Annotated in this window: 25 protein-coding genes and 2 pseudogenes; 24 read left to right on the top strand and 3 right to left on the bottom strand. The window is 56.1% G+C overall.

Annotation, left to right across the window (positions count from 1 at the left end; all coding sequences use genetic code 11):
* Nucleotides 1-151 precede the first annotated feature (151 nt).
* The 5 genes from PGW49_RS04780 to PGW49_RS04760 all read left to right on the top strand — a co-directional run bounded on the left by PGW49_RS04780 (nucleotide 152) and on the right by PGW49_RS04760 (nucleotide 3,128).
* Complete coding sequence (locus PGW49_RS04780) at nucleotides 152-472, top strand: type II toxin-antitoxin system prevent-host-death family antitoxin (RefSeq protein ID WP_195239955.1); 321 nt, start codon at nucleotides 152-154, stop codon at nucleotides 470-472.
* Nucleotides 469-819 carry a type II toxin-antitoxin system RelE family toxin gene (locus PGW49_RS04775; RefSeq protein WP_195361675.1) on the top strand — a complete coding sequence of 117 codons (351 nt, stop codon included), beginning with the start codon at nucleotides 469-471 and terminating at the stop codon, nucleotides 817-819. The genes PGW49_RS04780 and PGW49_RS04775 overlap by 4 nt, the downstream gene beginning before the upstream one ends.
* Nucleotides 820-1,139: 320 nt before the next feature.
* Nucleotides 1,140-1,604, top strand: a complete 465-nt coding sequence (gene purE, locus PGW49_RS04770) for a 5-(carboxyamino)imidazole ribonucleotide mutase (RefSeq protein ID WP_006235810.1) — start codon at nucleotides 1,140-1,142, stop codon at nucleotides 1,602-1,604.
* A 35-nt stretch (nucleotides 1,605-1,639) separates the two neighbouring features.
* Nucleotides 1,640-2,644, top strand: coding sequence for a class B sortase (locus PGW49_RS04765; RefSeq protein ID WP_195919156.1), 1,005 nt, complete (start codon nucleotides 1,640-1,642; stop codon nucleotides 2,642-2,644).
* A gap of 67 nt (nucleotides 2,645-2,711) precedes the next feature.
* Nucleotides 2,712-3,128 (top strand): molybdenum cofactor biosynthesis protein MoaE, encoded by a 417-nt coding sequence (locus tag PGW49_RS04760; protein WP_161115590.1) that lies wholly within the window; start codon nucleotides 2,712-2,714, stop codon nucleotides 3,126-3,128.
* A gap of 90 nt (nucleotides 3,129-3,218) precedes the next feature.
* Here PGW49_RS04760 and PGW49_RS04755 read toward each other — a convergent pair whose 3' ends face one another.
* On the bottom strand, nucleotides 3,219-4,448 hold the full coding sequence (locus tag PGW49_RS04755; protein ID WP_161115589.1) for a putative ABC transporter permease: 1,230 nt from the start codon (nucleotides 4,446-4,448) through the stop codon (nucleotides 3,219-3,221).
* A gap of 285 nt (nucleotides 4,449-4,733) precedes the next feature.
* Here PGW49_RS04755 and PGW49_RS04750 point away from each other — a divergent pair, with 285 nt between their 5' ends.
* From PGW49_RS04750 to PGW49_RS04730, 6 genes and pseudogenes are all read left to right on the top strand, one after another.
* The gene (locus PGW49_RS04750; RefSeq protein WP_161115588.1) at nucleotides 4,734-6,404 is read left to right on the top strand and encodes an amidophosphoribosyltransferase; all 1,671 of its coding nucleotides are present in this window, start codon (nucleotides 4,734-4,736) and stop codon (nucleotides 6,402-6,404) included.
* A gap of 157 nt (nucleotides 6,405-6,561) precedes the next feature.
* Nucleotides 6,562-7,665 carry a phosphoribosylformylglycinamidine cyclo-ligase gene (gene purM / locus PGW49_RS04745; protein ID WP_055251557.1) on the top strand — a complete coding sequence of 368 codons (1,104 nt, stop codon included), beginning with the start codon at nucleotides 6,562-6,564 and terminating at the stop codon, nucleotides 7,663-7,665.
* Nucleotides 7,655-8,353: a phosphoribosylglycinamide formyltransferase gene (gene purN / locus PGW49_RS04740; RefSeq protein ID WP_270225747.1), complete on the top strand. Its 699-nt coding sequence runs from the start codon at nucleotides 7,655-7,657 to the stop codon at nucleotides 8,351-8,353. The genes purM and purN overlap by 11 nt, the downstream gene beginning before the upstream one ends.
* Nucleotides 8,354-8,804: 451 nt before the next feature.
* Nucleotides 8,805-8,870: pseudogene (locus tag PGW49_RS10475) on the top strand (zinc-ribbon domain-containing protein); the annotation flags it as partial.
* Nucleotides 8,871-9,074: 204 nt separating this feature from the next.
* Nucleotides 9,075-10,022: a polysaccharide deacetylase family protein gene (locus PGW49_RS04735; RefSeq protein WP_270225745.1), complete on the top strand. Its 948-nt coding sequence runs from the start codon at nucleotides 9,075-9,077 to the stop codon at nucleotides 10,020-10,022.
* Nucleotide 10,023: 1 nt separating this feature from the next.
* Nucleotides 10,024-11,640, top strand: coding sequence for a zinc-ribbon domain-containing protein (locus PGW49_RS04730; RefSeq protein WP_270225744.1), 1,617 nt, complete (start codon nucleotides 10,024-10,026; stop codon nucleotides 11,638-11,640).
* Nucleotides 11,641-11,681: 41 nt separating this feature from the next.
* On the opposite strand, the gene PGW49_RS04725 is transcribed toward PGW49_RS04730, so the two are convergent.
* Nucleotides 11,682-13,064: an ATP-binding protein gene (locus PGW49_RS04725; protein WP_270225743.1), complete on the bottom strand. Its 1,383-nt coding sequence runs from the start codon at nucleotides 13,062-13,064 to the stop codon at nucleotides 11,682-11,684.
* A gap of 102 nt (nucleotides 13,065-13,166) precedes the next feature.
* Complete coding sequence (locus PGW49_RS04720) at nucleotides 13,167-14,525, bottom strand: hypothetical protein (protein WP_195232544.1); 1,359 nt, start codon at nucleotides 14,523-14,525, stop codon at nucleotides 13,167-13,169.
* Nucleotides 14,526-14,664: 139 nt separating this feature from the next.
* Between PGW49_RS04720 and PGW49_RS04715 the strand changes: the two genes are divergently transcribed.
* From PGW49_RS04715 to PGW49_RS04660, 13 genes and pseudogenes are all read left to right on the top strand, one after another.
* Nucleotides 14,665-15,282 carry a zinc ribbon domain-containing protein gene (locus PGW49_RS04715; RefSeq protein ID WP_270225742.1) on the top strand — a complete coding sequence of 206 codons (618 nt, stop codon included), beginning with the start codon at nucleotides 14,665-14,667 and terminating at the stop codon, nucleotides 15,280-15,282.
* A 149-nt stretch (nucleotides 15,283-15,431) separates the two neighbouring features.
* Nucleotides 15,432-15,497 (top strand): annotated as a pseudogene (locus tag PGW49_RS10470) (zinc-ribbon domain-containing protein); the annotation flags it as partial.
* A gap of 3 nt (nucleotides 15,498-15,500) precedes the next feature.
* On the top strand, nucleotides 15,501-16,898 hold the full coding sequence (locus PGW49_RS04710; RefSeq protein WP_270225741.1) for a hypothetical protein: 1,398 nt from the start codon (nucleotides 15,501-15,503) through the stop codon (nucleotides 16,896-16,898).
* A gap of 388 nt (nucleotides 16,899-17,286) precedes the next feature.
* The gene (locus tag PGW49_RS04705; RefSeq protein WP_270225740.1) at nucleotides 17,287-18,663 is read left to right on the top strand and encodes an SPFH domain-containing protein; all 1,377 of its coding nucleotides are present in this window, start codon (nucleotides 17,287-17,289) and stop codon (nucleotides 18,661-18,663) included.
* 12 nt (nucleotides 18,664-18,675) lie between these two features.
* Nucleotides 18,676-19,377, top strand: coding sequence for a hypothetical protein (locus PGW49_RS04700; protein ID WP_156599427.1), 702 nt, complete (start codon nucleotides 18,676-18,678; stop codon nucleotides 19,375-19,377).
* Between the two features lie 36 nt (nucleotides 19,378-19,413).
* The gene (locus tag PGW49_RS04695) at nucleotides 19,414-20,238 is read left to right on the top strand and encodes a hypothetical protein (RefSeq protein ID WP_270225739.1); all 825 of its coding nucleotides are present in this window, start codon (nucleotides 19,414-19,416) and stop codon (nucleotides 20,236-20,238) included.
* Between the two features lie 72 nt (nucleotides 20,239-20,310).
* Nucleotides 20,311-21,966 carry a hypothetical protein gene (locus tag PGW49_RS04690; RefSeq protein ID WP_270225738.1) on the top strand — a complete coding sequence of 552 codons (1,656 nt, stop codon included), beginning with the start codon at nucleotides 20,311-20,313 and terminating at the stop codon, nucleotides 21,964-21,966.
* A 43-nt stretch (nucleotides 21,967-22,009) separates the two neighbouring features.
* Entirely contained in the window at nucleotides 22,010-22,201 is a 192-nt protein-coding gene (locus tag PGW49_RS04685; RefSeq protein ID WP_156599436.1) for a hypothetical protein, read from the top strand.
* A gap of 284 nt (nucleotides 22,202-22,485) precedes the next feature.
* Nucleotides 22,486-22,830, top strand: a complete 345-nt coding sequence (locus PGW49_RS04680) for a type II toxin-antitoxin system RelB/DinJ family antitoxin (RefSeq protein ID WP_195232533.1) — start codon at nucleotides 22,486-22,488, stop codon at nucleotides 22,828-22,830.
* Complete coding sequence (locus PGW49_RS04675; protein ID WP_229028208.1) at nucleotides 22,827-23,294, top strand: PIN domain-containing protein; 468 nt, start codon at nucleotides 22,827-22,829, stop codon at nucleotides 23,292-23,294. Before PGW49_RS04680 ends, PGW49_RS04675 begins: the two co-directional genes overlap by 4 nt.
* Before the next feature lie 65 nt (nucleotides 23,295-23,359).
* Nucleotides 23,360-23,827 carry a PTS sugar transporter subunit IIA gene (locus PGW49_RS04670; protein WP_270225737.1) on the top strand — a complete coding sequence of 156 codons (468 nt, stop codon included), beginning with the start codon at nucleotides 23,360-23,362 and terminating at the stop codon, nucleotides 23,825-23,827.
* 184 nt (nucleotides 23,828-24,011) lie between these two features.
* Nucleotides 24,012-25,235, top strand: coding sequence for a peptidylprolyl isomerase (locus tag PGW49_RS04665; protein WP_270225736.1), 1,224 nt, complete (start codon nucleotides 24,012-24,014; stop codon nucleotides 25,233-25,235).
* 54 nt (nucleotides 25,236-25,289) lie between these two features.
* On the top strand, nucleotides 25,290-25,733 hold the full coding sequence (locus PGW49_RS04660; protein WP_270225734.1) for a GatB/YqeY domain-containing protein: 444 nt from the start codon (nucleotides 25,290-25,292) through the stop codon (nucleotides 25,731-25,733).
* Nucleotides 25,734-25,906: the final 173 nt, after the last annotated feature.

The following is a 25,906-nucleotide window of genomic DNA, read 5'->3' as shown; positions in this document are numbered from 1 at the left end:
CGTAATAAAAGAGGCAAGGGCGGTGCGAGGGCCAACAGTCATTCTAAGCTCGGATTCGTATCCTAAAAGGTTGTTTCTGTTGCGCGGCACAATATAGCAAAAAAGAATGATAAAATGAATTCGAAAAAGAATTCATTTTTAGGAGGTATGTATGCCTGCCTTGCAGATGCTCGACAACCTTGTTCCAATTAGCGATTTCAGCCACGGTAAGGGCTCGGCTGCCTTTTCGAAGGTTGGGGACGACAATCCTGTTGTGGTCCTCAAACACAACAAGCCAGCATTTGTGATTGTGACACCCGATGAATACAGGGAAGCGAAGCAAGCGGAGGAGGACCTCGCCTTGTTAACGTTGGCGCTTAAGAGAGTGGCTGCGACAGGTGACGATGCGCTTGTTTCCCTGTCTGATGTTATGGAAGAGCTGGGTGTGAGCCAGGACGAACTCGATCAGATGGATGAGGTCGAGTTTGAATGAGTGGGTACGAAGTCGCTTTCTACCCAGATGCTCTCAAGGATATTAAGCGTCTGGACGGCTCCCAACGAAAGATTGTCCTTAAGGCTATAGAAAAAATCAGAACGAACCCATTGCCGCAGAACGAGGGTGGATTTGGCAAGCCTCTTGGAAACAAGGCGGGTACGGATTTGACTGGCTTTATGAAAATCAAGCTCAGGGGAAGTGGCATTCGAATCGTGTACCGTCTCATCAGAATTAAAGAAAAAATGGCCATCGTAGTGGTAGGCGCTCGCGAAGACATGGAAGTCTACCGAACTGCTCAGAGACGAACACTCGATTTCGAGAAATGGGCGGAAGAGAATATCTAGCTTTAACGATGAACGACGAGTGAGCGTTGGTAGGGCCCTGACGAATTAGATTCGTCAGGGTTTTTTCTGGACCAATTGCCTTTCAGCCTCCGTTAACCTTTCTTTCCAATTCACCAGCCAACGTACGTCATGGCAATCCCCGGTAGGTCGCAGGGTGGCGGCTGAGCCTTTCCCTCGGGAAACTTCGCGAAGCCCAGTTCCCGAGGGAAAGGCTCAGCCGCCACCACAAAGACCGCAGGGACGGGAGCGGCTATACTACTCTCAGTAGTTAAGGGTCGCGGATCCGCCGCGTCACCGCTCTCAACAGGAGGTCTTTGTTTATGGCAGATCAAAAGCCGGTTGTCGGGATCATCATGGGTTCCAAGTCCGATCTGGGCGTTATGGAAGGCTGCACCGCCGAGCTCGAGGCGCTGGGCGTGCCCTATGAGCTTGTCATTGCGAGCGCACACCGCACACCGGCGAAGGTCCACGAGTGGGCTTCGACTGCCGCCGATCGCGGTATCAAAGTGATTATCGCCGCCGCCGGCAAGGCCGCTCACCTGGGTGGTGTCGTGGCTGCCTTTACGCCGCTGCCGGTCATCGGCGTGCCTATGAAGACGAGTGACCTGGGCGGCATGGATTCGCTGCTGTCGATGGTGCAGATGCCTTCGGGCGTGCCCGTGGCCTGCGTTGCCATCAACGGCGCCAAGAACGCCGCCATCTACGCCACGCAGATTCTGGGCGCTTGCGACCCCGAGTACCGCAAGGTTATCGAGAAGATGAAGCAGGAGATGGCTGACGCCTAGGCGTTCCGCCGTTTCGCCGCAGTATAAGGAGAGCCATGTCCGACTATCAGGGAAAACGATTCAAGGCTTCTCAGATTCCCGATCCGTCGAAGCCGGGTGCTGCCAGTGCGGCGCAGCAGGGTCGGACATCCTCTCCTCAGCAGCCGCGCGCGCCGCGTCCTGTGACGCCGGCGACGCATCGTCGACAGGACGCGCCGGCTGCGTATCGCCCTTCGTCATATGGCACGGCAAAGAAGCAGGCCCGGACGCCGAGGCAAACGAGCGGCGCGGCGTCCAGCTACACTGAGCCGCCGCGCAAAAAGCGCCGCTCCATTATTCCCATTCTGCTCATCATCATCGGCATCGGTCTGATTGTTGCCGCCGCTGCCATCTTTATCAATGCACAGATTGGCTACAAGCAGGCGAGCGAGTCGTATCAGAAAATCGAGAAGCAATATGTAAGCGATAAGGACGCCAGCGGCGTGCCGACTATCGACTTCGATGCGCTTGCTCAGACAAACCCCGAGATTGTGGGTTGGATTTATGTGCCGGGAACCAACATCAACTATCCCGTGGTGCAGACCAACAACAACTCCAAATACCTCAACACGCTGTTCGACGGTACGGCCAATGCATCTGGGGCCATTTTCCTGGATAGCGATGACACCGCGCCGGGAATGGTTGACCAGCAGACCACGATCTACGGCCACCATATGAACGATGGGTCGATGTTCAACGTGATTTCGGATACGACTGACCAGGCAACGTTCGATAGCATTGAATATGTGTACTACATCACACGGGATGCTACGTATAAGCTGCGTCCGCTGGCGACCAAGGTCGTTGAGGATACGTACTCCAAGGCGCGCACGCCCAATTTTGAGGGCGATGACGGGCTCAAGAACTACCTGTCCGAGATGCTCGACGGTGCCTCTGCCGTGGCGAGCGATGCCACCGATCGTGCCGCTTCGGCAACCAAGGTCGTGACGCTTGTGACCTGTCGTTCGTTATCGCTGAGCAACACGCGTGCTGTCATGGTGCTCACGCCGGTCGAGGAATAAGTTGTTCGAAAGTAGCTAAAAAAGCCCCGTTCCAAATTGGCTACTCGACGACGGTAAGGGAGAAATGATGCTCGAGAATGGCAAAATGATGCCTTCGGTTGATGCTTGGCTGCGCGAGGCCAAGGCCGATTCGTCGGCACCTGCGTGCGGTATGTATCTGACACATAACGGTGTGGTGCGCGCGACGCCCAAGGCCGAGGCGCGCGGTGTCGAGACCGATGGCGTGGCGCCGGGCCACAAGGTGGGCGGCATGGTGTTTGGCTACGACGCCAGCAAGGTACAGGCCGCCATCGAGGCGACGCGCGCGATGCCGGGTGTCGGCTATGTGCGCGTGTGGCTGGCAAGCGGCGAGCTTGCCGTAGGTGACGACATCATGCTCGTGCTCATCGGCGGGGACATTCGCCCGCACGTGGTCGATGCGCTGCAGGCGCTCGTTGGCACCATCAAGAATGAATGCGTGAGTGAGGTCGAGCGCGAGGCGTAGAGGCTTGCGTCGATAGAAGGCTCGTTTATAAAAATGCCCGCCGGTACGTGTGATACCGGCGGGCATTTTGCGTTTTGGGCGCGGTTGGCGCTACACGCGCGTCGCATCCTTGGGGCTCATGGTCATGCTCTGGAAGCGGTTCTCCATGTAGTCGTTATCGAAATACTTGCCGTAGAACTGCGCGACGGGAATATCCGGCTCCGTGCCGTTGACGCGCTGGTACCAGTAGTCGAGCGACTGCAGCGTCATGACGCCGTCGACCAGCATAATGACGGTAAAGATGACGGTAGCCGAGTAGCGACTCTTCCACGGAATCATGTTGATGAGCTTGAGCAGCCTCGGCAGCAGCAGCTTGATCCAGATAAGGCCACCCAGGCCCCACAGGCAGGCAAAGCCCGTGCAGGTGCGTCCGCCCGTAAGGACGGCGAGTGGGTCGGGCATGCCGAACAGTTTCATGTGCGAGTAGCTCCACGACACCACGCCAAATGAGGTCTGCATAAACCAGCCTACAAACACCTCGAAAGCGCCGCCGATCAGGGCACTTACCAGGAAAATGATCAGAGGATTCTTTTTATAGAAGCGGTTGAGCGCCATGGTCATGAGCACCGCGCCAAATCCGTAGATGGGGCTAAAGGGGCCAAATAGCATACCGGCCCGGTCCTGATAGACGCCGGGATCGACGACGACCATATGCCAGACTTCCTCGAGAATGAGACCTAACACGCTGCAGACGAAGAATACCCAGAACAGGTTGAAGTAGTTGAGCTTGATGTAGCCCTCGCCGGTTTCGTCGCGGCCGAGCATCCCCTCGGCGGCGGCATCGCGGTCGAGCATCTCTTGCAGACGGCGCTGCAGTTCGCGCTCCTGGCGTAGCGTGGGGTCGACGGTGGCCGACAGCGCAATGAGGATACCGAGCTGAATGGCGGGGCGCAGCAGGAAGGGTCCGATACCCTGGAGCATCACGTCAACTAAAAGCTCCACGACGGTCAATGCGATGAGGACGTAAGACAGGCGGGCGGCATTGCGCCGCTGGTCCTTGATGAGGTCCAGGCCAAAGACGATTAAGATGATCGCGCTTGCCGCCGAGAGCATAATGCCGGCGACGATAAGGCCAACCGCGACCAGGGTGTTATCACCGAGCTTAGCGGCGGCGTTGCCGTTAATGAGTGCGGTGATGACCTGCCACATAAAGACGGCGACCGACGGGAGTGTGCCCACGCCGGACAGGATGCACAGGACGGCGTACACTTTAATGATGAGGGGAATCTTCTTGACCTCCGTGGCGCTGGGGACGCTGGGGTCGAGTTCGTTTCGATCCATACAGAACCTTTCTCGCTTTGTCCTAGGTTACTAGGATACGCCGCCGACCTGCTAAAAGACAGGACGAACGTCCCAATTGCAACTTTGCAATCCCCAACGGTGGACGCGGCGGCCATATGGGGGCGCGGGCGCTTGCACTGGGCAGACCAATAAAATGTTTGGCCGCAAAACGGATTATTAGCTCGGTGGGCTTTTAAAAAGCGCTGCTCATGCGCTGGGGAGCGCGTCGCGCCGTGCGTATAATAAGGCGGGTAACGCCAAAATACGAGGCTCTGAGGGGATGCCATGTCTCAAGAAACCATCCGCGCGGCCGAGCGCGCCGCGGGACAGGTGAACGCCATGTCGACGTATGATCCGGACTCCGACCAGCTGCATGAGGAATGCGGCGTTTTTGGTGTGTGGGCGCCCGATCGTGACGTGGCTCGACTGACGTACTTTGGCCTGCGTGCACTGCAGCACCGTGGCCAAGAATCGGCGGGAATCGCTGTTGGTGACGGCGGTACGGTTATGGTCCGCAAGGACCTGGGCCTGCTCGACCGCGTGTTCTCCAATGCCGACTTATCGACGCTCTCCGGTCAGCTGGCCGTGGGTCATGTGCGCTATGGCACCGCCGGCGCCAAGAGCTGGGAAGCCTCTCAGCCGCACCTCTCTACCATCAATAGCGTCATTATCGCGCTCGCGCACAACGGCACCCTCGTCAACACCGACGAGCTGCGCCGCCAGCTGATCGAGCTGGGCGTGCCGTTCCTCTCCAACTCGGATTCCGAGGTCGCGACCAAACTCATCGGCTACTTTACTCAGCGTACAGGCCATCTGCGCGAGGGCATTCGCAAGACCATGGAGCTCGTGCGTGGCGGCTACGCCATGACGCTCATCAACGAGCAGGCGCTCTATGCATTCCGCGATCCGCACGGCATTCGCCCGCTCGTGCTGGGCAAGCTGGTGGACGAGGGCCTGGACCAGGCCGATGCCGCATCCGTTTCGAAGCTGCCGTCGCAGGACGGCGCCGCGACGGTCGACGCCACCACCCGTGTCACCCGCGCCGGCGGCTGGGTCGTCGCCTCCGAGACTTGTGCGCTCGACATTGTGGGCGCCGAGTACGTCCGCGACGTCCGTCCCGGTGAGATTTTGCGCATCAGCGCCGAGGGCCTTGTGTCCGAGCAGGGTGTGCCCGCTGCCGAAGAGCCTGCTAACTGCATCTTTGAGCAGGTCTACTTCGCCCGCCCCGATTCCATCATGAACGGCAAGAGCGTCTACGCCTGCCGTTACGACATGGGTCGTCAGCTGGCACATGAGGAGCCCGTCGAGGCCGACCTGGTCATCGGCGTGCCTGACTCCGGCCTGCCGCCCGCGGAGGGGTATTCGCACGAGAGCGGCATTCCCTTTGGCGAGGGCCTTATCAAGAACCGTTACGTGGGCCGCACGTTTATCGAGCCTACGCAGGAGTTGCGCGCCATGGGCGTGCGTATGAAACTCAACCCGCTGCGCGACAACATCGAGGGCAAGCGCCTGGTCGTCATCGACGACTCCATCGTCCGCGGCACCACCATGGTGCAGCTCGTCAAGATGCTGCGCAACGCCGGCGCCAAGGAGATTCATATCCGCATCAACTCGCCCGAGGTCATCTGGCCGTGCTTCTACGGTATCGATACCGACGTGCAGTCGCAGCTTATCAGCGCCAACAAGACGGTCGATGAGATCTGCGAGTACATTGGCGCCGATTCGCTGGCCTTCCTTTCGGTTGAGGGCCTGCTTAAGGTCATGCCCAAGGGCGGTTACTGCGATGCGTGCTTTACCGGACGCTACCCCGTAGCGATTCCCGAGAGCTTTGGCCGCGACAAGTTCATGGAGGGCTTTAAGCCCCGCAACCTGGACAAGCCGTTGCACTTTGACGACGACGCTGTGGTCGAGAAATACGACGACCGCAGCTGGGAAGAGGAGCACGGCGAGGCCTAAAATCTGCCATTTAGGGACAGGTTTATTCTGGTAGGTTTTACCTGCTGTTTTGTTGATATGACGGCGCGTGCTGTTATGGCGCGCGCCGAAATGAACGCAACTATGAGCACCGTTTGGCGCCCGCGCGGCGCCACGGTAGTGGGAGAGGAAGGCTCAGATGAGCGACAGCAAGCATGTGACGTATGAGGACGCCGGCGTCGATACCGCCGAGGGTGGCCGCGCCGTCGACGCTATTAAGCAGATGGTCAAGGACACCAACCGCCCCGAGGTTATCGGCGGCATCGGTGGCTTTGGTGGCCTGTTCTCGGCTGCCGCGCTCAAGGATATGGAAGACCCGATCCTGATCAGCGGCACCGACGGCGTGGGCACCAAGCTCGTGCTCGCCCAGATCATGGACCGTCACGAGACGGTGGGCCAGGACTTGGTCGCCATGTGCGTCAATGACATTTTGGCTTCGGGCGCCGAGCCGCTGTTCTTCCTGGATTACGTTGCCATCGGTCACATTGAGGCCGAGCACATGGCAAAGATCATCAAGGGCGTGGCCGACGGCTGCAAGCTCGCGGGCTGCGCGCTCGTGGGCGGCGAGATGGCCGAGCACCCGGGCGTCATGGCCCCCGCCGATTACGACCTCGCCGGCTTTACCGTGGGTGTTGTCGATCGTCCCAAGATGCTCGACCCCGCGAACGTTCGCCCCGGCGATGTGATCCTGGGCCTGCCCTCCACCGGCGTGCACTCCAACGGATACTCACTCGTGCGCAAGGTCATCGGTGTCGACGGCATCAAGCCGGGCACGCCCGAGGCCGCCGCTAAGGCCGAGGAACTGAGCCGTCCGCTCGAGGAGCTCGGCGGTGCTTCGCTGGCCGATGCTCTGCTGGCCCCTACGCGCATCTACGTCAAGCCGATTCTGGAGCTGCTGCGCGGCGGCGCTAACGTGCACGCCATCGCCCACATCACCGGCGGCGGTATCACCGAGAACCTCAACCGTGCGCTCGCCGACGACGTCGACGCCGTGGTCACCCGCAACGGCGCCGAGATGGGCTGGGACGTTCCGCCCGTCATCACCTACGTGTCGCGTCAGGCCGAGCTCGCGCCCAACGAGGCATGCAAGACCTTCAACATGGGCGTCGGCCTGTGCCTGATCGTCGCCCCCGAGGACGAGGCTGCCGTGACCGAGGCTCTGGTCGCGCTAGGCGAGAAGCCGTTCCGCGTGGGTGAGTGCGTCGAGGGCTCCGGTAAGGTCGTGTACTCCGATGAGCGCTAACGAGCAGATGGTTGCTGCCGAGGGCCTAGGCTTTGTACCCTACACCCGTCCGACCGGCACCGATACGGCCGAGCCGCTTAAGATTGGCGTGCTTATCAGCGGTTCGGGTACCAACCTGCAGGCGCTGATCGACCTGATCGCCGCCGGCAAGCTCAACGCCTCGATTGAACTTGTGGTGTCGAGCCGTCCTTCGGCCAAGGGCCTGCAGCGTGCCGAGCGTGCGGGCATCCAGACACTCACGCTGTCCAAGGATGTCTATGCCGATCCCATCGCGGCTGACGAGATCATTGCGCATGAGCTGCTCGAGCGCGGCTGCGAATATGTGGTCATGGCCGGCTATATGCGCATGGTGCACACGCCGCTGCTGGCAGCGTTTCCCAATCGCGTGGTCAACCTGCATCCGGCATTGCTGCCGAGCTTTACCGGCGCCCATGCGATTGACGATGCGTTTGCTCGCGGCGTCAAGGTGACCGGCGTGACCGTGCACTTTGCCAACGAGATCTACGACAACGGCCCCATCATCGCCCAGCGTGCGCTGGCTGTTGAGGAGGGCTGGGACGTCGACACGCTCGAGGAGCACATCCACGCGATTGAGCACGTGCTGTACCCTGAGGTCGTGCAGATGCTCGCCGACGGTCGCGTCCACGTGCTGGAGAGCGGCAAGGTCGCAATTGATGCGGCGCGCTAGCGCGTGTAAATGGGTCGCCTAGGTTTCGTTGAGGTGTAAACAATCAGAATAGCCGATTGGGGCATATGGAATCACGTGTGACCCAATCGGCTTTTACTATCTCTTTGATTTCGGGCTCCTGATAACGTGACGGGTGGTCTCGAAAAATGAGGGCGGTTGGCTGCGCGCATGATATGGATATCAGCGGCGATATCTCCATCTCGATAAATAAAGATGGCTTCAAGTTGAGCATCGGTTCGGACTTCGAGATGCGGCTCTGTTCAGCGAAAATTCTTGCACTAACACTCATGCCATGAGCTAAGATAACTAGCCGGTATAGGGTCACTTGAGCGGGTATGCGTCTGTTCAAGCGGCCTATTGGCTTGCTTAAGAAATAGTTAAACTACGTAGCGTACAGCGCGTGAGTGACTTACGACTCAGCGAAACTAAAGGGAATCGGAGAAGAAGGCCCATGTTTTGCCCCAAATGCGGTAGCAAAATAAGCGACGATGCGCGATTCTGTACCGAATGCGGCCTGCCCTTGGGCGGGCTCTCGGGCAAGACTGCGGCCGAGGAGGGGCCCAAGGGCAGGCCGCCGGAGCGAGAATCATCGTCCGCTGAAGTCATATTGGAACCCACAGATACCGAAACGGACTCTGCGATAGGATCCGCGAATGCCGAGTCCACAGCAGAACCGAGCCCCGAACCGGTCTCGAAGACTGCGAGTAGCGGTCACTCCCAGATGTACAACTTCTTTATGCAACGCTGTCAGGTCGGTAACCGCCTAGTGCCGCAGTTCGCTATCATGATCGCCGCATTTATCGCCGCGGCAGGCATCGCTTACGCTGCTTTCATGCTCTACAAGAACGTCATCGAGCCCAATCTCCAGCAGCAATCCGTGCAGCAGGAGCAAACGACCGAAAGGCCCAAGAAGGACGAGAGAGCGGCCGAAGAAGTTGTCTATACGTTGGAGGCAAAATCATTGACGGTGTCTGCTCCGGTCGACCCTATGTTAAATCGGGGCGAGCGGACTGACATGGAATGGTCCTATCCGCAACTTAAGAGCTCCGCCAAAGACGACATCAAAGACAAAATTAACAAGGCGATTCTCGAGCCACTTCAAATTGATGCGGAGCGAACGAATCGAGCATCAGATAATGAGCAATCAAATGCTGAGCTGTACCCCGACGGCGAATTTCCCTGCATATCGAGAAACGTGACGGTTACGTACATGGATGAGAACTATTTTTGTATCCGTGACGAGCGCTATTCGACGGGATGGGGTCCGCATGGCGACACGGTTGTGACTGGTGTTATTTTTGATTTGCATACGGGTGATACTGTTAGTCCTCAGGACATGTTTGGCATTGATACCGAGGATCTTGCCAGTTCTATGAGTTCGGCAGTTTGGCCGTATCTTACGGAAATGCGCAGAGAGCATCCGTCTGATTACAATTCTATGCTCATGCGGAGCGATTCTTCAGACTATTCAATCAAGGGCTCAACATGCTTGTATGTGACATCCAAGGGACTGGTGTATCGCACCGAAGACTATGAGCTCGGTTCTTTTGCGGACGGCAATTGCGAGATTTTGGTTGCGTCCTGGGATGATGAGTCTCAAGTGGGGTCCGAAGTAACCCCTGATGAGGTCAAGGACGGTACAACGGTGAAAGTCGATAAGGAGGACTAACATGTTCTGTCCCAACTGTGGGTTTGAGCTTGATGACGATTTGCGCTACTGCACTGAGTGCGGCTACGCGCTCGAGGATGCAAAGGCGGTACTGAACTCTGCCAGCGACGAAGTGGCAGAAGAACCTTCCGTTATCAATGAAGCTGCGGAAGAGATTTTCGCTAGTGGCGAAACGGAGAAGGAGTCTTCCGCCGGTGCCGAGGCGGGGGAGGAAAAGTCGCCCGTGGAGAGCGAACCCGTAGCGGACGAAGAAGACGACCAGCCCAAAGACGACGTGTCGTCCGGTGCAACGCCTTCGATTCCTGCCGTGCGCGCCGACCGGCCAAAACCGAGCAATCCGGTCGTCAAGCCCGTCGCGGCGCCAGCCCCTGTTTCTGCGGTGAATGCATCCGCACGGAAAAAGGAGCCCAAGGCGCTCTATATCGTTGGTATCGTCGTTGGTGTGGCAGTCATTGCCATCTTTAGCCATCTGCTGTTCTTTAGCAAGTCCGGCGACGTTGCCCATTACGGCCAGGACAAAGCCATCGTGGTGGTCCAAGAATCCAAGATCACCCCGACCGACGCAAAGGGCGAGAAGCTCAAGAAGTACTCGGTGACCCTGAACGGCGACAACGGCTACAGCACCAACGCTGAGGTTAAGGGTGACGAGGGCTTCACGGTAAGCCAGTTTCCCGATGTTAAACCGGGAAAATATACTCTTACCGTTAAGGACTCTAATTCCAAAGTCGAGTGGGCTATCCCCGTCGAAGTCGTTGATAACTCTAAATCCGCTGATGCCGTAAAAGAGGTTTCCCTCGAGGTGCCTAAGGTCAACGAGGCCGATACAAAGACAGACAAAGGCGACAAGAAGGATGGAGGCACCGCGGCGGACAATACCGCTGCGTATGCCGCTTACAAGCAAAAGTGCCAGGAATACCTAGCGTGTTATGGAGAGCCACAAATTGTTGAGGTGACTGATTCTGTCTATGCGATGCGAGGGCTTTGCCTTGTCGACCTCGTTGATTTTGATCAGGATGGCCAGCCTGAGTTCTTGACCGTTGTGAACGGTATGAGCGATGACGAATTAAAGAGTGCTTGGAATGGAGATATAGAGGGACTTCAGAAGTCCTACACCGTAGAGGTTTGGTCGGCAGCTGATGGTGGTGTCAAGAGACTTTACAGTCAAAATTGGCTTGATAACAGCAATGGAGGAACGATGTTTCTTCCGCTGGTTAAAGCGGATGGCGGCAGCATCCTCGTAAGCCAAAGAACATATGAGATGAGCAATGCGATTACGGCATTGCTCGCTGGCAGGCAGGCTTTGGCCGGGGACAATACTTCGGTATATGGCAAGAAAGGCGATGTTTTTTCGCTTGTAAGCAACTACGAGTCCTGGGGAGTTGAGCCGAGCGAGGGCAATGGCTACGTAGAATATTATGCGTCGGAGGGCAAGGAAATTTCCGAGACGGACTATAATGCTCTATATCAGCAATTTGGCTATGGGCACAATTACCGGACATACTACTTCCTTGATTTCTCAACCTCAGGTTACGGTTCTATTTCAGGGGAATCCCACGTCGATCCCAATCAAGTTGCGGAAGTCACCAAAGATACGCTCAAAAAGGTGGGAATCGAATAAAAACTGAAAGGGGCTTGGAAAACTGTTTCCAAGCCCCTTTCTTATAGTAGTTGCTCGAGCCCAACAAGCCTCGCGTTGCTTGTTTGAGCCGCTCTATTTTGACACGCTTTGGTAAATCCACTCTTGCTAAACAAGTAGTACTGTTTGATCGGCCGGCCCAGCAGCGCGCTGCGCCGCTCGAGTGTTTCAAGAACGTCGGTATCTACGGGCTCGTTTCTCCATTTGCACTCGCCAACGATGAGCTCCCCATCGGCGTCCTCAAGCACAACGTCAATCTCTTCTTGCCGGCGCGTGTTCGGGTTCGTGCCCCACCAAGAGCCGATTGCCTTGGGCAGCACATCCAGCTCGCTCTCAACAACCTGCCGCATCAACCACTGGCGGCACACTTCTTCAAATGCAGGGCCCACAAAGGTAGGCAGGTCACGTTTGACGATACGTGCAGCAACGGCGGCCCCGAGTCCCTCTTCGATCGTTCCTGCGTACTGTGGAACAAACCGATACCAAAACCTAAACAGGTTATCGCAGATCCGATAGACTACCCTGCGTTTTGTTGCCTTTACAACAGGCGTGACGCGCTCAACGATTCGCAGCTCGATCAATGCGTCGAGCAGTCGCGCGACCTGTGGAGTTGCGAGGTGGGTAACATCGGCAATTTCTTTGGAGCGTACACAGCCGTTGGCAATGGCGGTTATGACGGCATTGTAGATAGCTGGGCTGCGGACCTCTTGCAGCAGATAGTTCTGGGGTTCGGCATACAAAAACGCATCTTGACGCAACAGCGCATGCTCAAGGTTCCATTGAGTGGAACGCGTGCCATCGAGCTGCGATAGATAGAGCGGCATCCCGCCAACAACGGAATACAGCTCGATGACCCTTTCGATGGGTGCATCGGGAAGCATGAGGGCCACGTCAAAGATGGTGAAGGGGTCAATGCGCAGCTGCATGGTGCGGCGTCCATAAAGAGGGCTTTGGTGTCCTAGTACCTGGTGTTCCATAAAGCTCATGGACGATCCGCAGAGCACGAGGAACAGCTTGCTCGTGTCTTTATGTCGATCGATAAGCGTTTGCAGGCACGACGAGACGCCCGGATCGCTCTCGGCGAGGTAGGGATACTCGTCAATAATCAGAACGATTCGCTCTGTTTTGGCGTGTTCGAAGACGGATTCGAGTGCAACCTGGATAGAGGGGAACGCTGCTCCTGCGGCGCTATCGCCAAGTATCTCGCGGCTGAGCAGCGCGAGGTTTTCGCTTGCAACGGTTTGCTGTCCGGTAAAGAAGATCACATGGGGTTTGCCCTGTGTAAAGACGCGAAGCAGGCTGGTTTTACCCACGCGACGCCTTCCATAGACTACGGCAAACTGAAAGGAACCTTTTTGATAGGCGGTTTCCAGGGATTCAAGCTCTTCCCGACGTCCAACAAACATGATGCGCCTCGTTCATATATGTATTACTAACATATATATTACTAACACGTATATGAGTAACTTTCCACCCGTCAATCGGATGGCAAAGAAATGACAGCGTTTCTACTTAACGAGGCGCTTGAGTTTGGCATAGTCCTGAATCTGCTTTTTGCGCTTGGCGTTGAGGAGGTTGTTGAGGTCGAGCTTCTCAATGGTGCAGCGTTTGAGTAGCTCGGAGCTGTCAAAGCCGTTTAACTCAATGTCTACATCCAGATCGTGCTTGAGCTTGGTCCATTTATTGAGCTGCGAGCGCACGTAGGCCGCGGGACGTTCTATCTCGTTGGCGATGTCGCGTACGCTGGCGCCCGTTCCAAACAACTCGCGTATCTTTGCCGTCTCCTTGCGCGTGCGCTCGTTTTTGGCATCGGTCTTGCATCGATCGCTGCAGTAGTGCCGTTTGACGCCACGATGCCCGGCAAGTGAGTAGGCGCGTCCGCACTGCTCACAATAGCCGATCTTGACGGTGCTCAGCTTGCGCGAAAAATCAAACCAGAGCCACGAGAGATAGCTGTCAAACGAGAGGAACCCTGTGGATTCGTTGCCCTGGAACACATCCACGTGCGCGCCCGAGAGATGCGAGATCACGAGCGCCTGCACCAAAGCGGTGAGTGCATCGCGGTCATCGTTGTCGAGTTCTTCGCGGCGCTCCTGGATATCTGCTTGAGGGTCGATTACATAGAAGCTCTCCTCGCTATTGCTGACCTTGAGTCGCGCTGAAATCTCCGAGCTGGAGTCTTCGTCCATGTAGAACATCGCCTGCAAAACACTGAAGTCATTGGCGGTGAGCTCGTGTTCAAAAGAGAGCACGTTGAGTGCAACGAGGGATTCTTCCTCGTCGATCATAAACATAAAGGCGTAGAAATATCCCGCATCGGATTCGATTTTGCGCACGATGGGCAGGTTTTTGAATGAGTCGGTATAATCTCCGCCCGCCCTCAGGATAGTGGTGTAGATCTTGAAGGATGACCCGTTTGCCGCGCAGGTTACCACTGATTTCTCGATTCTTTCCAATGCGGAGACCTTTGCGATGGTGCAGCTCCCGTTGAGGTATTCCTGGATGCGCATGGCAATAAGTGCTGCCATCGCGGCATTGGCCCAATCGCGTACGGATTCTATTGCGTGCTTGCCAAAAAGCGGCCCGGTCTGTTCGGCGTAATCAAGTACGTTAAAGAGGCTTGCGCGGAAGGGCTGCTCTTTAACGGCGGTGGGTTCGATGCATGATGCCAGCCTGATCAGATCGGCATGGCGCTCGCTGTGTGCGGGCCCTTCGTTGCTTTTGCTGCCGGCCAGCTCGGTGGGCATGTAGAGTTCAAAGACAAGCTGGGCCTCGCCAACGGGCCTATTGGGTTCGTTCTCTATGAGGTTGACTTTCTTAAACGGAATCGAACCTTCAACGGTGCGTGTTTGGGAGAACTCAAACATTGTTACCCCTGTCTCTAGCTGCAGGTTTAATAGCGTAGCACGTTTAGGAAAATTACCCGGTCAAAATCTCTATATCGGATAAACGACAAATCGTATCTTGTGATCGTCAAGAAAAGGGGTAACGAGAAAGGACCCGATCATGCATTGCAAACAGTGTGGAGCAGAGATTAACGACGGCGCCAAGTTCTGCGGCGTGTGCGGAACGCCTACGGTCGCGGCTGCGGCCAGCACGGCGGGAGATGCGATTTACGTTGAGGCCCGGCCGATTGAGAGCCAGTCTGTCGAGGCTCAGTTTCAAGCGGCGGAGGATGCAGAGGCCGCTGCTTGCCTGCGAGATTCACTTCGCGAGTCCATCGGGTCCCTTACGCGAGCGTCGGTGATTTCGTTGCTCTATGTGCTCTTTTTCAATTACGTGCTGGGAGGGGGCTCGCTGGGGCTCGACTATATGATTCTGCTGGCGCTGCTTCTGATTGGTCCCTGGAAGGTGATTATCTCGCTGTACCGCAGCGGTGTAAGGCTTCCCTTTGTCTATGGTGGCGGCATTATCGGTATCACGATTATGCTAATCGAACTTGTGGTTCTCGTGGGCCTTCCTGTCGTTGTTCTGATGCTTTTTTACTGGTTGGGCAGCGTGATTCACGGAGCGGTTCCGGTTGTTCCCGAATTAGCCCCGATGACGATGGTGGCACTTTGGCCTATCGTCTCGGTTGCCAACATCATCTTCAAGGCAATCAAGCTGCACATGGCTCGCGCCTAGCAAGTAGCCCGTCGCATGCCTTCCGCGTGGGGTCAGGCGAATTTGAAAGGTGAAAGAAAAGGTTTACAGTCGAGCAAATTGTCCTGGGCCTTTTCTGTTTGCAGGCTGTGGGCTATCGTTTCGATATGCTGAAGTTCTAGGGGGGATATATGTACTGCGCAAGCTGCGGGGCAAAGATCAAAGACGGGGCGCGATACTGTTCCGCATGCGGAAAACCGTTGGATGTGGATGATGCGCCGGCGAATGCTCAGCAGCCGCTTCCTTCAGGTACAGCAAAGGCGCCTGCTGATAGAAAAGCGACGAGCGATCCTGCTGCATCTTGCGCAGAGAGCGCTTTTCCGGCGCACTCTGATCATATGTCCTTTGCGGCCTTTATGATGCAGCGTCGGCAGATCGGCCGTTTTGCCGTGCCTACGTTTGTCACCATTCTTGCAGCAATCATCTTTACCGCTGGTGTCGCCTACGCACTGGTCAAAGCTTACGAGGCCTTTGTGCTGCCTCAGCTGCAGCAGCAGGAACAGCCGGCTGCAGTCGAGAACAAGTCGTCTAAAAAGAAGGTCGCGGCAGCTAACAAGAAAGCGCACGAGGCCTACGAGGGCGTGGTTGCGCGTTACGAGGACTTTGTGAGCTATTGCGAACAGAAGGGAGCTGGTACTGCCAACTACGACGACTGGGCTCTGGGGCGCGGCGATGATTCTGGGCTGGGGCAGATATTCGTTTATGACAGCCAGAATGCTCCCGGCTTTTTAAACTACTACTATGCTTTCGATGATTTGAACGGTGACGGAATTGACGAGCTGCTTATTGGGTCTGTCGATGCGCAGAACGATATTTCGGCGATTGTAGGTGCCTACTGCTTTGTTGATGGAAAGGCCGTTTCGGTTATGCCTTCGTCAGAGATGGTAGAAGGCTCCAACAATATGACGAATCGGTATGACGGTTTTATTGCTCAGGGTGAGAGCCAAGTCATTACTGTCTGCAAGGACGGCATCGTTAAATTTACTTGTAGTCAGGATTGTAACCAGGCAGATTTCTATATTTCGCTTACTGCAAAGGGTCCTGAGGTCGTAGACGCGGTGCAAATTCAAAATAAGGAATTCGATAGACAGAATGGCACCTACTTGGTGAGGACCGTCGAGGATGGTGGCAAACCACAGGAGACGATGGTCCAGGGGCGTGAAGAAGCGTGCAAAATTCTTGACGAGATTGCCGGGGAGCATCCGGAGGCCGACATTGAAAAGCCGTCTGCAAGCAGCGATATGTGGAAGGCATTCAAAGGGGCGGAGCCTTCGGAGAACTCTTTGAAGGACGGCTCTGGCACCGCAGACGATCGAACTGGCGCATCTCAAGCACCATCTGAAGCGGCATCCGATAGCGGCGACGATGGCGTGATCGCCGACATGGATGCGTTCATTGCAAACGCCAAGCGCGAGTTGATTGTGCCAGATGACGCCTCTATTACGTACAAGGTCGCTGATAGGCCAAGCTATTGGGAGGGGGCGGCAACGTACGTTTGGTACGTCGAGTTTTATAAAGACGGAAAGGTCGTAGCGTCCGCGGAATGCGGCTCTGAAGGGTATCCGTGCCGGTCGATTATGGCCTATCACGAGAGCTAGTAACTTTAGCCGAGGCATTTTGGCATTACGGCGTGCGCGGCTCCTATACCTTTCCCCTTGTTCCATCCGACGAGTTTAGTTACAGCTAAAACGGCCGTTACGAAGAGCTGACCGAGAGTCCGAAGACGCTCGCCCGCTAAGCGGGTATGCCCCAAAAGGGTATCTGGGGTTCGAACCCTCCCGGTTCTTCGTCAGTTGACCAAAGGTGCGACATTATTGCCGCTCGCCGGCGGGTGACTAAATGCGATGACTTGAGGGCTATAATTAACCGAGCTAAGTTGGGGGATAGATTGAGAAGCACGGGCTTTCGATGCGCCTGTCGGCTCGGCATTTCGCAATTCATTAGACACGCGGAGCGCGTGGTTTGGGATTAACGAAAGGAATCAGCATGTCTCTGTTCCATAGCGATAACGAAAAGGAAGAAAAGCACAGCGGAATACTCGGTGCCTTTTCTGTCGACAATATCAAATGGGAGCCTGGCAACAACGAAGATGCCTCGCTTGTCTCATTCCGCTATCCCTACGAGGATTTCCCCAACGGGTCCTATCTTCAGGTTGCGCAATCGCAGATTGCCGTTTTTACCAACAATATGGGGGCGGGCAGTTCTACTGACGCTTCGGGTGCCGGCGATTCTCAGGTAAGCGTGTTTGTCGGTCCGTGCAAGATCAAGCTCGACACGGGAGACAGCCGATTCGCCCCGTTCCGCAATGCCGCTCATTCGCTTACCGGCGGTAGCTCGGCGTTTCATTCCGTTGTGTACTTTATCAATACCAACTACATGAACGAGCTACGCTGGGGCACGACCGAGCCCATCATCGTTCAAGACCCTGAGGAAGACGTCAACGTTCACGTTCGCGCCTTCGGTTTGTTTGGCGCGCATATCGAGCAGAACGACTCGAGTCTGGTTCCCATTCAGGTGAGGAAGTTCCTTGTTAAGGTCGTGGGCACGCGAGATCGCTATACGCGAGAAGAACTTACCTCCTTTATGCGGGCAAAAATCCTTGAGTATGTTCCCGACTTGCTTGCTAAGGCGATTGTTGACCAAGGGGTTTCCGTTCTAAAAATCGCGACACATCTGAGCGACTTCTCGTCTCAGATGCAGGGCAGGCTCGTTAACTATTTCGATGAGTTTGGCCTCACGCTCGATAACTTCTCGTTCAATAGCATCAAACCCTTCGAAGATGATCTTGCCGCCATCAACGAGATGAAGATCCAACGTAAGCGGAGCATTCTCGAGGCGCAGGGTAACGCCGCCCAGATGGACATCGAGTCCGAGGCGCTTGCCAGGAAACGTGCGCGCGAAGGCTACGACTATCAGCAGGAGCGCGGTATGGACGTAATGCAGAGCGCTGCGGACAATGAGGGAAGTGCCGCATCGGGCCTCATGGGAGCCGGCATGGGACTCGGCATGGGCGTTGGCATGGGCGGTGCATTTGGAGCTGGCTTTTCCAACTTGGCCAACCAGACCCTGGGCACTGTTACCCCCACGGTCGGAACGACTCCCGCGTCCGCAAGTATGCAAAACGGTCCCGTGTGCCCCAGTTGCGGAAACGTTAATCCGATGGGTGCTAAGTTCTGCCCGGAATGCGGACAGAAGCTCGAGCAGGGCGTTGCGTGTTTGGCGTGCGGGCATCTTAACCCGGCCGGTGCCAAGTTCTGTCTTGAGTGCGGGAACCGGTTGGCCTCGCCAAAGTGTCCGAGCTGCGGAGCTGAGTTGCCCGAGGGGACCAAATTTTGCCCCGATTGCGGAACTAAGATCCAATAAGGAGAAACAAAGATGAACGGTTCTGTTAAACGTGTCATTTTGGGCGAGGCAATCGTCCTGGTGGCGTGGCTTGTAATCATGTTTGTCTGCAAAAACGCGCTGATGAATCCTATCGTCTTTGCTATGTCGCTTGGCTTTGGGGTTTTGGCTTTTGCGGTGGCTTCGATTTCGGCTACCATGTCCGATAGGCAGTCCACGGTCAAAAGCACGACCGAAATCCATTATTTGCCGGTCGCATCCAGCTGTGCCTACTTTGTCGTTGCCCTTCTGGCCAACACGTACTTTGTGTTTGCGGCATATGGGTGGGGCGGCAGCACGATTCCAGTTGTCGTAAACGTTGTCCTTCTTGCTGTGCTTGTCCTTGTGCAGATGGGTCTAGCCTTCAATGCCCGCCAGGTGGACCAAAAGGTTGCCGCCGTGGCGGCAAAGACGGTTCAAACGGCGCAATTTGCATCGTATGTGGGACAGCTCCTTGCCGTAGCGCAAGACGCTCAGGTCAAAGCCGAACTCAAAGTGCTCAAAGACGACATCTCCTTTAGTTCCAACATGTCGCAGCCCCATGCTCAAGAGATTGAGCGACAGTTCTCCGCTGCGCTCGAGGCCGTCTCGAATTCCATGAGTGCCGATGAGCCAGCAGATGTTACGGTTGGCCTTGTCCATGATGCGCGCCGTATCTGGAAAAAGCGCAATGCGGCGCTGACCGCTGTCAAATAAGAACTCGTGTTGCTTTTTGCCAGGGCACTTTGATGGTTGAAGTGGGGGAAGCTATTGGAAATCAACGGAATAACTTGCGAGGGCTGCGGCAGCACCGATGTCGAGTTTGACCCCGCAACGCGAAAGGTTCATTGCAACCAGTGCGGCCGCGAGATGTATTATTCGCGGGCGCGTCTGGGGGCCACGGGCAAAGTCGCGTTTGCCAAGGACAATGCCATCAAGTTTTTTAAGGGTGGTAACTTTCCGGAGGCCCGCAAATTTGCCGCGGACGTGCTCAATATGATGCAAGACAACGCGGCGGCACAGTTTATGGTTGCTTACTGCGATGAGTTTTGTGAAGGTCTTTCGGGTTCGATGGTGGTTTTCTTTAAAAGGGCCGAAGATATCCCTCTCGAATATGACGAAGTGCGTGACTTGATCGACTTGTTTGAGTCGACGCTCTACAACATGCGTGACTTTGAGGTTCAGATGGTATCGCTCGTGGTCGCCAATATGCAGAGCATGGAGGATCGGCCTCGGCTTGAGAGCTTTATCGATGCTGTGTGCCCGTTCTGCATAGCGCGGTATGCTTCGGAAGACTTTATGACTGCAGAGCGGGAGAGTTTCTATCAAGATATCGCCACCAACTGCAACATACCCAAAACGTGTCTCGCACTACTCAAGGGCATTAGAGAGAACCCCGGGTCCCCCTATAAAACTGGTTCGTTTGCGTTACGAAGAAGGACCTCGTACTTTCTCGAACACTATGTGGAGCCCGTCGGGCGCATCGTCAATTCGATGAAGGCAAGCCAATACAAACAGAAGTTTCTTGTGGCCTATCAGCAGGTGTCCGAGCAATACCGAAGCATGGCCTCTCAATAAAGCAGATGGCGGGCGCTTACTCGCTTAAAGCTATTGGATGATCTAAACAGTGCAAACTGAAAGGTGGTACAGATGAGTGATTCGGGAGTAGATACTGTCCTTATCGAGCGCAGGATCGCCGCTATTGGAACAAAAGTTGACCAGATGACCACGAAGGTCGATAAGGTCGAATCGCAAATGGAGGAAGTGCGGAAGGACCTTAAAAAGCTCCGAAAGGACTTTCTCGAGATGATGCTCGAGCAGCGTCGTACCGCCGCACTTGAGCAGGCGACTACGGAGCTCGTGAGCGTTCGGCAGGAGATGGACAAAAAGTTCGGCAACTACTCAGTGGTTCGAAACACCATGGTCGGTATTCTCCAGGCAACCGATGCGGCGCTCGTGCGCAAGGCGACGATTTCGACGGTCTCCGAGGAGTTAATGATCTCTACCCCGGACTACTGGCTGGCACCTGTCCTGGTTGCCCTTGCGGCATGGATCAACAACAACCGAGATCTTGCAGAGCGCGCAATACGCGAGGCTGTCAAACGTGACAACGAGCACACGTCGCTTGCGATGGCTCTGATCTGCAGACGTAATAACCGCACGGCTACGTGCTACGAATGGCTAGCGCGCTACTTCTCGACGCAAAACGCCACCCGCATCGATGCCGATGCGATGGTCTACATCGATGCCTATATCAACGGCATCTTCGGAACCGACGAAAAGCACCTGTGCGACGACTATATGGCGGGCTGGATCGAGCAGATCAGAAATCAGAGCCCTGAGTTCGAGAATGAGCAGTCAGAGTCATGGGCGGAGTACTTTACCGGCTACGAGGAGGATATGAGCTCGAGATATCCGGCGCTCAAGGTGGTGGTCAAGGAGTTTGACTACATCAATAAGTATCTCGGAAAAGTCGAGGCAATCGAGAGCATATCCAATGACTTCGCCGACCTCAAGGCTTCTGATGTTGACGAGAGGACGCTTGCCGAGCAGGTTGACAGGCATTTGATGGAGCTCGTTAACTCCGATGACTCCAAGGAGCGAAATTTGCGCCGCCAGGAGGAGTATCTTCTTGCGGTCAAGGCATTTGGCGGAGACGTGGAGCGCGCCCGAGAGCTCGTCAATCGTCGCCGCGATGAGAAGCGTCAGCAGACGATGAACATCATCGACCAGATGACACGCTCGATGCGCGACCAGAGTGCGTCTGTGGATGTGCATAAGAAGAAGACCGCGATTCAGTTTTTGGGTTCCTACATCAACGGTGGTTTCAACCGGTATCGCAAGAGCGACATCCCCGAATTTCCGCAGGCGATCACCCTTGACTTCGACGGATGGACAAGCAGGGCGGTTACCGGCGATGAGGGTAATGTGCTGCGCGGCGATTATGTTCGCTATGTCGGTGAAGAGAAGAAAAAGGAGCTCGCTGAGCTTGATGTCAAGGTTGCGAAGGGCAACAAGAGCCACAAGATAGCGGCCGTTGTCCTCGCTGTTTTGGGAGTGGCTTTCTTTGCATTTGTAAACCAGGTTATTGGCATTTTGCTTCTTGCGGGGGCTGGCTATTGTCTAGTAAAGACGAGCCTCTCGGGCAAGCAGCGCGCTGCGGAGGCAGAAGAGATTGAGGCCAAATACTCCAAACGCATCCAGGAAGGCTGTTCCGAGATCGATCTGGCGCTTAATCAGTGGAAGAGCGCGAAGGAAACTGCGGCCGAGCGCAGCGACCTGCTTAAGCTTGAGAAGGTTGCCTAGCCGGTAGGATTTGTCTCGATAATCCATGAATGGAGTGAAAAAGATGGCTGATGAAGTGACTGATTTCGACCATAACGATGCTGCAATGCAGGACCTCGATGCATTGAGCGAGCTCGATAGTCTGTTTGAAGAGGACGAGCGACTGAAGCAAGCTGAGAACAATGTTTTGACCCAAAATCTCACGGGCTTTGCAAACTGCTTTCCCGATTGGGATTTGCATCCGCCGGTAGCGTAGAAAAGCGCTTGAAGCACAAGCTGCGATCATTTGGAAACATCGATGTTTCTGCGGGCTAGAAGCCATGGGGCTTTTGGCCCGCTGGCTTTCATATGCCGGTCGGCGGCATAGGGCATCAACCGTATTCTAGGTTCTTGGACGCCAGGCCGACTCGCTTCGGATCGGGCGCTACACCACCTTTCTCGACACTACCAATCTGACAGGGCCTCGTCCGTTCTCGGGCGGGGCCCTTTTGCGCGGCCTTTCATGTTTGCTATACTGCTAGCAAGTAGAGAGGAGCCGCTATGGGTGCAGCAACGGTGCAGCTCAACACACGAATCGATCCTATGCTCAAAGCTGGTGGCGATGCGGTGCTAACTCGCAATGGGTTGGGACCGAGCGATGCCATTCGTGCACTTTGGGTCTATCTCGTCGAGCATCAAACGTTGCCGGGATTTATGGTGGCGGATAAGCGGGAGGCGCCCCGTGTGGAGAGCCTCGCCGAACAGGGGTGTGGCCTGGCTTTTTCCTCGTTGGGGATGAGTGCGTCGGATTTCGCATCGGCCGAATCTTCGGCGGACGACTGGGATGCCGTACGAGATGATATGTATGATGCGATGATTGCCGACATTGAGGCGAATTGTCGATGATTGAGGCAAAGCATCTCTTGGTAGATACGAACGTTTGGCTCGATTATTACCTGCAAGAAGGGGCGTTCGACGAAGCGAAAAGATTGGTTGAACTGGCCGAGGCGGGAAAGATCGACCTTCTGTATGCGCCAACGACGGCAAAGGATGTGTTCTATATTTTGCCTCGTCGTCTAGCCCGGCGGAATGCGAATGGGATTAACGTATCGTTTGCCTCGGCGTCATGGGCCTGCATCGAGCATATGATGCAGGTGGCGACGGCCTCTCCGCTTTCGTTGGCAGAGTGCGAAATGGCGCGCATGCTTGGCAAGCGCATGCCGGATCTTGAAGACAACCTCATCATCGCTTCGGGCGAGACGGCAGATGTCGACTATGTGGTCACGGGCGACCGGCGCATGCTGGAGGCGATGCCCGAAGTTTGCCTGACGCCTGCCCGCACTCTCGAGATGATTGGAATCCTCGACTAACCTTGCCTGCCTCGTTTCGATATCATATGGGGCATTGTGAACCTCATACAACTTTGGAGGACGGTATGGCAGATAACGCCGAGATGCTATTCTCGCCTGAGCTGGTGTTTTTTGATTGGGAGTGCGCGACGCCGGATGAGGTGTTTGCGCAGCTTGAGGGCGAGCTTGCTCCGCGCGGCTACATTGCCTCCGGTTGGCTCGACGCCGTCCGCACACGCGAGGATGCCTATCCCACGGGCCTTGCCATGCCGGCAGCAAACATCGCCATCCCGCATACCGATCCCGGTTTTGTGTCCAAGCCCTATATCGCGGTGATAAAGCCCGCCGCGCCCGTGACCTTTAACGCGATGGCAGGCATGGGCGCTCCGGTGCCGGCGCAGATCATCATCAATCTGGGCATTGCCGAGCCGGGCGGCCAGGTCGAGGCCCTGCAAGCGCTTATGAATATCTTTATGGATGCCGATGCCGCAGCCGATGTACTCGGCCAAACCACGCCGCAGGGCATGGTCGACGCCATCCGTCGCCACTTCTAAAGTCGGCACTGGGGGCTGTCCCTAGCTGCCGGCAGAAAAGGAACGTCCCTAACTGCCAACTGCCAGACCTGTCCCTTTGCACCAAAATGGTGCAGATTAACCTGTCCCCCATGCACCAGGTGTGCCGCGGGGCTGCGTTGTGACACAATGGCGTTTGTTCGATTCGTGATGCGAAAGGCCAAACATGGCAAACAAGAAAAAGAACCCCGAGGTCGCGCCGACGTCCGAGCAACGGTCCCGCGCCGCCTCCAGCTCTCGCAAGAAGCAGCGCAAGACCTATGTGTCCAAGACCGTCAAGATTGTCCTGGTGGTCATCGGCGTGCTGGCGATGCTGCTCTCCGTCTCGGCCATGGCGTGCTCCGGCCTGATGTCGCAGACTGAAAGCGCCAGCTCGGGCTATAAGCTCACTGGTGGTGTGGCTGCCACTATCAACGGCACCAACCTCACTGAGGACACCGTGACCAAGCAGATCATGAGCATGCGCACGTCCTACGGCTACACCAAGGACAAGGACTGGGCGCAGTACCTGGTCGACAATGACCTCACGCCCAAGAAGTATCGCAAGCAGCTCATCGACTCCTACACGCAGCAGATTCTGCTTCAGCAAGCGCAGAAGGAAAACGGCGTGACCGTCTCGGACGAGGAGGTAGAGAAGGCCTGGAAGGAGGCCTGCAAGAGTGCCGGCGGCGCTAAGGCTTTCAAGAAGACCCTTAAGACCTACGGCTACACCGAGGACACCTACAAGGATTCGCTCAAGGAGAGCCTGGCGCAGCAGAAGCTCAAGGATGCCGTGGCACCCACCAGCAAGCCCAAGGACAGCGAGATTGTCGACTACATCAATGAGAACCTGTCCAACTACAACGATGCCCGTCGTTCGTCGAATATCCTGATCAAGGTCGATTCCGACGCTTCCGACGAGGACAAGGCCGCCGCCAAGGCCAAGGCACAGGAGTGCCTGGACAAGATCAACTCCGGCGAGCTGAGCTTTGAGGACGCCGTGGAGCAGTATTCCGACGACACCGGCTCCAAGGAGAAGAAGGGCGATGTGGGCTGGGACAAGCTCACCACCTTCGTCGACAGCTACCAGGCGGCGCTCGAGGGACTCAACAAGGGCGATGTGAGCGACGTCGTCGAGTCGACCTATGGTTATCACATCATCAAGTGCACCGACTACTTCCATGTCGATAATCAGGTCGATGACATTAAGCAGGTGCCCAAGGACATCAAGAAGTACGTCTCCAACGTGGTGAAGACGCAGGCGGCAAGCACTGCGTACAGCGAGTGGCTGGAGCAGTACAAGAAGGACGCCGACATCACCGTTAACCCCATGCCCAAGGACGTGCCGTACAACGTCAGCCTGAAGGGCGTCACCAAGAGTTCGACCGACGATTCGTCGACGACTGAGTAATCATGGGGCGGCGCTCGTGCGAGTGCCGCCCGCACTATTGAGGAGGATTTGCAGATGACCAACGAAGAGCTGCAGAAGGAAATGATTTCGGCCATGAAGGCCAAGGACAAGGTTCGCCTGTCTATCATTCGCCAGGTTAAGGCCGAGGTGAAGAACATCGAGGTTAACGAGCGTCGTGATGTGACCGAGGAAGACGTCAACAGCATGATCAAGCGTCTGATTAAGCAGACGAGCGAGACGCTGGAGATGTCCATCAAGGCCGGCACCGACCAGGACCGTACCGACAACCTGACCGAGCAGGTCAAGATTCTGGAGAGTCTGCTGCCCGCGCAGGTTTCGGGCGAGGAGCTCGAGGCCCTGATCGAGCAGGTCATCGCCGAGCTGGGCGCGACCTCTAAGAAGCAGATGGGCCAGGTCATGGGCGCTCTGGGCAAGGCCACGGGCGGCAACTTCGATAAGCCGGCCGCGGCAAAGATCGTCGGTGCAAAATTGGCGTAAGCGCCGGCCGACACATAGCCGATGCTGAGGGGCGTGACCATTGCGGTCGCGCCCCTTTTTTGGCTGGGTACTCATTGGGGACAGGCTTAAATGAGCACCCAATGAGCGGATACTGGTAGTGTCGAGAAAGTTGGTGTAGCGCCCGAACCGAAGCGAGTAGGCCCGGCGTCCAT

The sequence above is a fragment of the Collinsella aerofaciens genome, assembly GCF_027679495.1.
Taxonomy (GTDB): Bacteria; Actinomycetota; Coriobacteriia; order Coriobacteriales; family Coriobacteriaceae; genus Collinsella; species Collinsella aerofaciens_AK.
The sequence above is the reverse complement of the archived record's forward strand: the minus strand, read 5'-3'. Positions and strand labels throughout refer to the sequence as shown.

Bases quoted from the DNA above. Each gene is read 5' to 3' on its own strand.
- PGW49_RS04780 (WP_195239955.1), top strand. From the start codon at position 152: ATGCCTGCCTTGCAGATGCTCGACAACCTTGTTCCAATTAGCGATTTC.
- PGW49_RS04775 (WP_195361675.1), top strand. From the start codon at position 469: ATGAGTGGGTACGAAGTCGCTTTCTACCCAGATGCTCTCAAGGATATT.
- purE (WP_006235810.1), top strand. From the start codon at position 1,140: ATGGCAGATCAAAAGCCGGTTGTCGGGATCATCATGGGTTCCAAGTCC.
- PGW49_RS04765 (WP_195919156.1), top strand. From the start codon at position 1,640: ATGTCCGACTATCAGGGAAAACGATTCAAGGCTTCTCAGATTCCCGAT.
- PGW49_RS04760 (WP_161115590.1), top strand. From the start codon at position 2,712: ATGCTCGAGAATGGCAAAATGATGCCTTCGGTTGATGCTTGGCTGCGC.
- PGW49_RS04755 (WP_161115589.1), bottom strand. From the start codon at position 4,448: ATGGATCGAAACGAACTCGACCCCAGCGTCCCCAGCGCCACGGAGGTC.
- PGW49_RS04750 (WP_161115588.1), top strand. From the start codon at position 4,734: ATGTCTCAAGAAACCATCCGCGCGGCCGAGCGCGCCGCGGGACAGGTG.
- purM (WP_055251557.1), top strand. From the start codon at position 6,562: ATGAGCGACAGCAAGCATGTGACGTATGAGGACGCCGGCGTCGATACC.
- purN (WP_270225747.1), top strand. From the start codon at position 7,655: ATGAGCGCTAACGAGCAGATGGTTGCTGCCGAGGGCCTAGGCTTTGTA.
- PGW49_RS04735 (WP_270225745.1), top strand. From the start codon at position 9,075: ATGTACAACTTCTTTATGCAACGCTGTCAGGTCGGTAACCGCCTAGTG.
- PGW49_RS04730 (WP_270225744.1), top strand. From the start codon at position 10,024: ATGTTCTGTCCCAACTGTGGGTTTGAGCTTGATGACGATTTGCGCTAC.
- PGW49_RS04725 (WP_270225743.1), bottom strand. From the start codon at position 13,064: ATGTTTGTTGGACGTCGGGAAGAGCTTGAATCCCTGGAAACCGCCTAT.
- PGW49_RS04720 (WP_195232544.1), bottom strand. From the start codon at position 14,525: ATGTTTGAGTTCTCCCAAACACGCACCGTTGAAGGTTCGATTCCGTTT.
- PGW49_RS04715 (WP_270225742.1), top strand. From the start codon at position 14,665: ATGCATTGCAAACAGTGTGGAGCAGAGATTAACGACGGCGCCAAGTTC.
- PGW49_RS04705 (WP_270225740.1), top strand. From the start codon at position 17,287: ATGTCTCTGTTCCATAGCGATAACGAAAAGGAAGAAAAGCACAGCGGA.
- PGW49_RS04700 (WP_156599427.1), top strand. From the start codon at position 18,676: ATGAACGGTTCTGTTAAACGTGTCATTTTGGGCGAGGCAATCGTCCTG.
- PGW49_RS04690 (WP_270225738.1), top strand. From the start codon at position 20,311: ATGAGTGATTCGGGAGTAGATACTGTCCTTATCGAGCGCAGGATCGCC.
- PGW49_RS04685 (WP_156599436.1), top strand. From the start codon at position 22,010: ATGGCTGATGAAGTGACTGATTTCGACCATAACGATGCTGCAATGCAG.
- PGW49_RS04680 (WP_195232533.1), top strand. From the start codon at position 22,486: ATGGGTGCAGCAACGGTGCAGCTCAACACACGAATCGATCCTATGCTC.
- PGW49_RS04675 (WP_229028208.1), top strand. From the start codon at position 22,827: ATGATTGAGGCAAAGCATCTCTTGGTAGATACGAACGTTTGGCTCGAT.
- PGW49_RS04670 (WP_270225737.1), top strand. From the start codon at position 23,360: ATGGCAGATAACGCCGAGATGCTATTCTCGCCTGAGCTGGTGTTTTTT.
- PGW49_RS04665 (WP_270225736.1), top strand. From the start codon at position 24,012: ATGGCAAACAAGAAAAAGAACCCCGAGGTCGCGCCGACGTCCGAGCAA.
- PGW49_RS04660 (WP_270225734.1), top strand. From the start codon at position 25,290: ATGACCAACGAAGAGCTGCAGAAGGAAATGATTTCGGCCATGAAGGCC.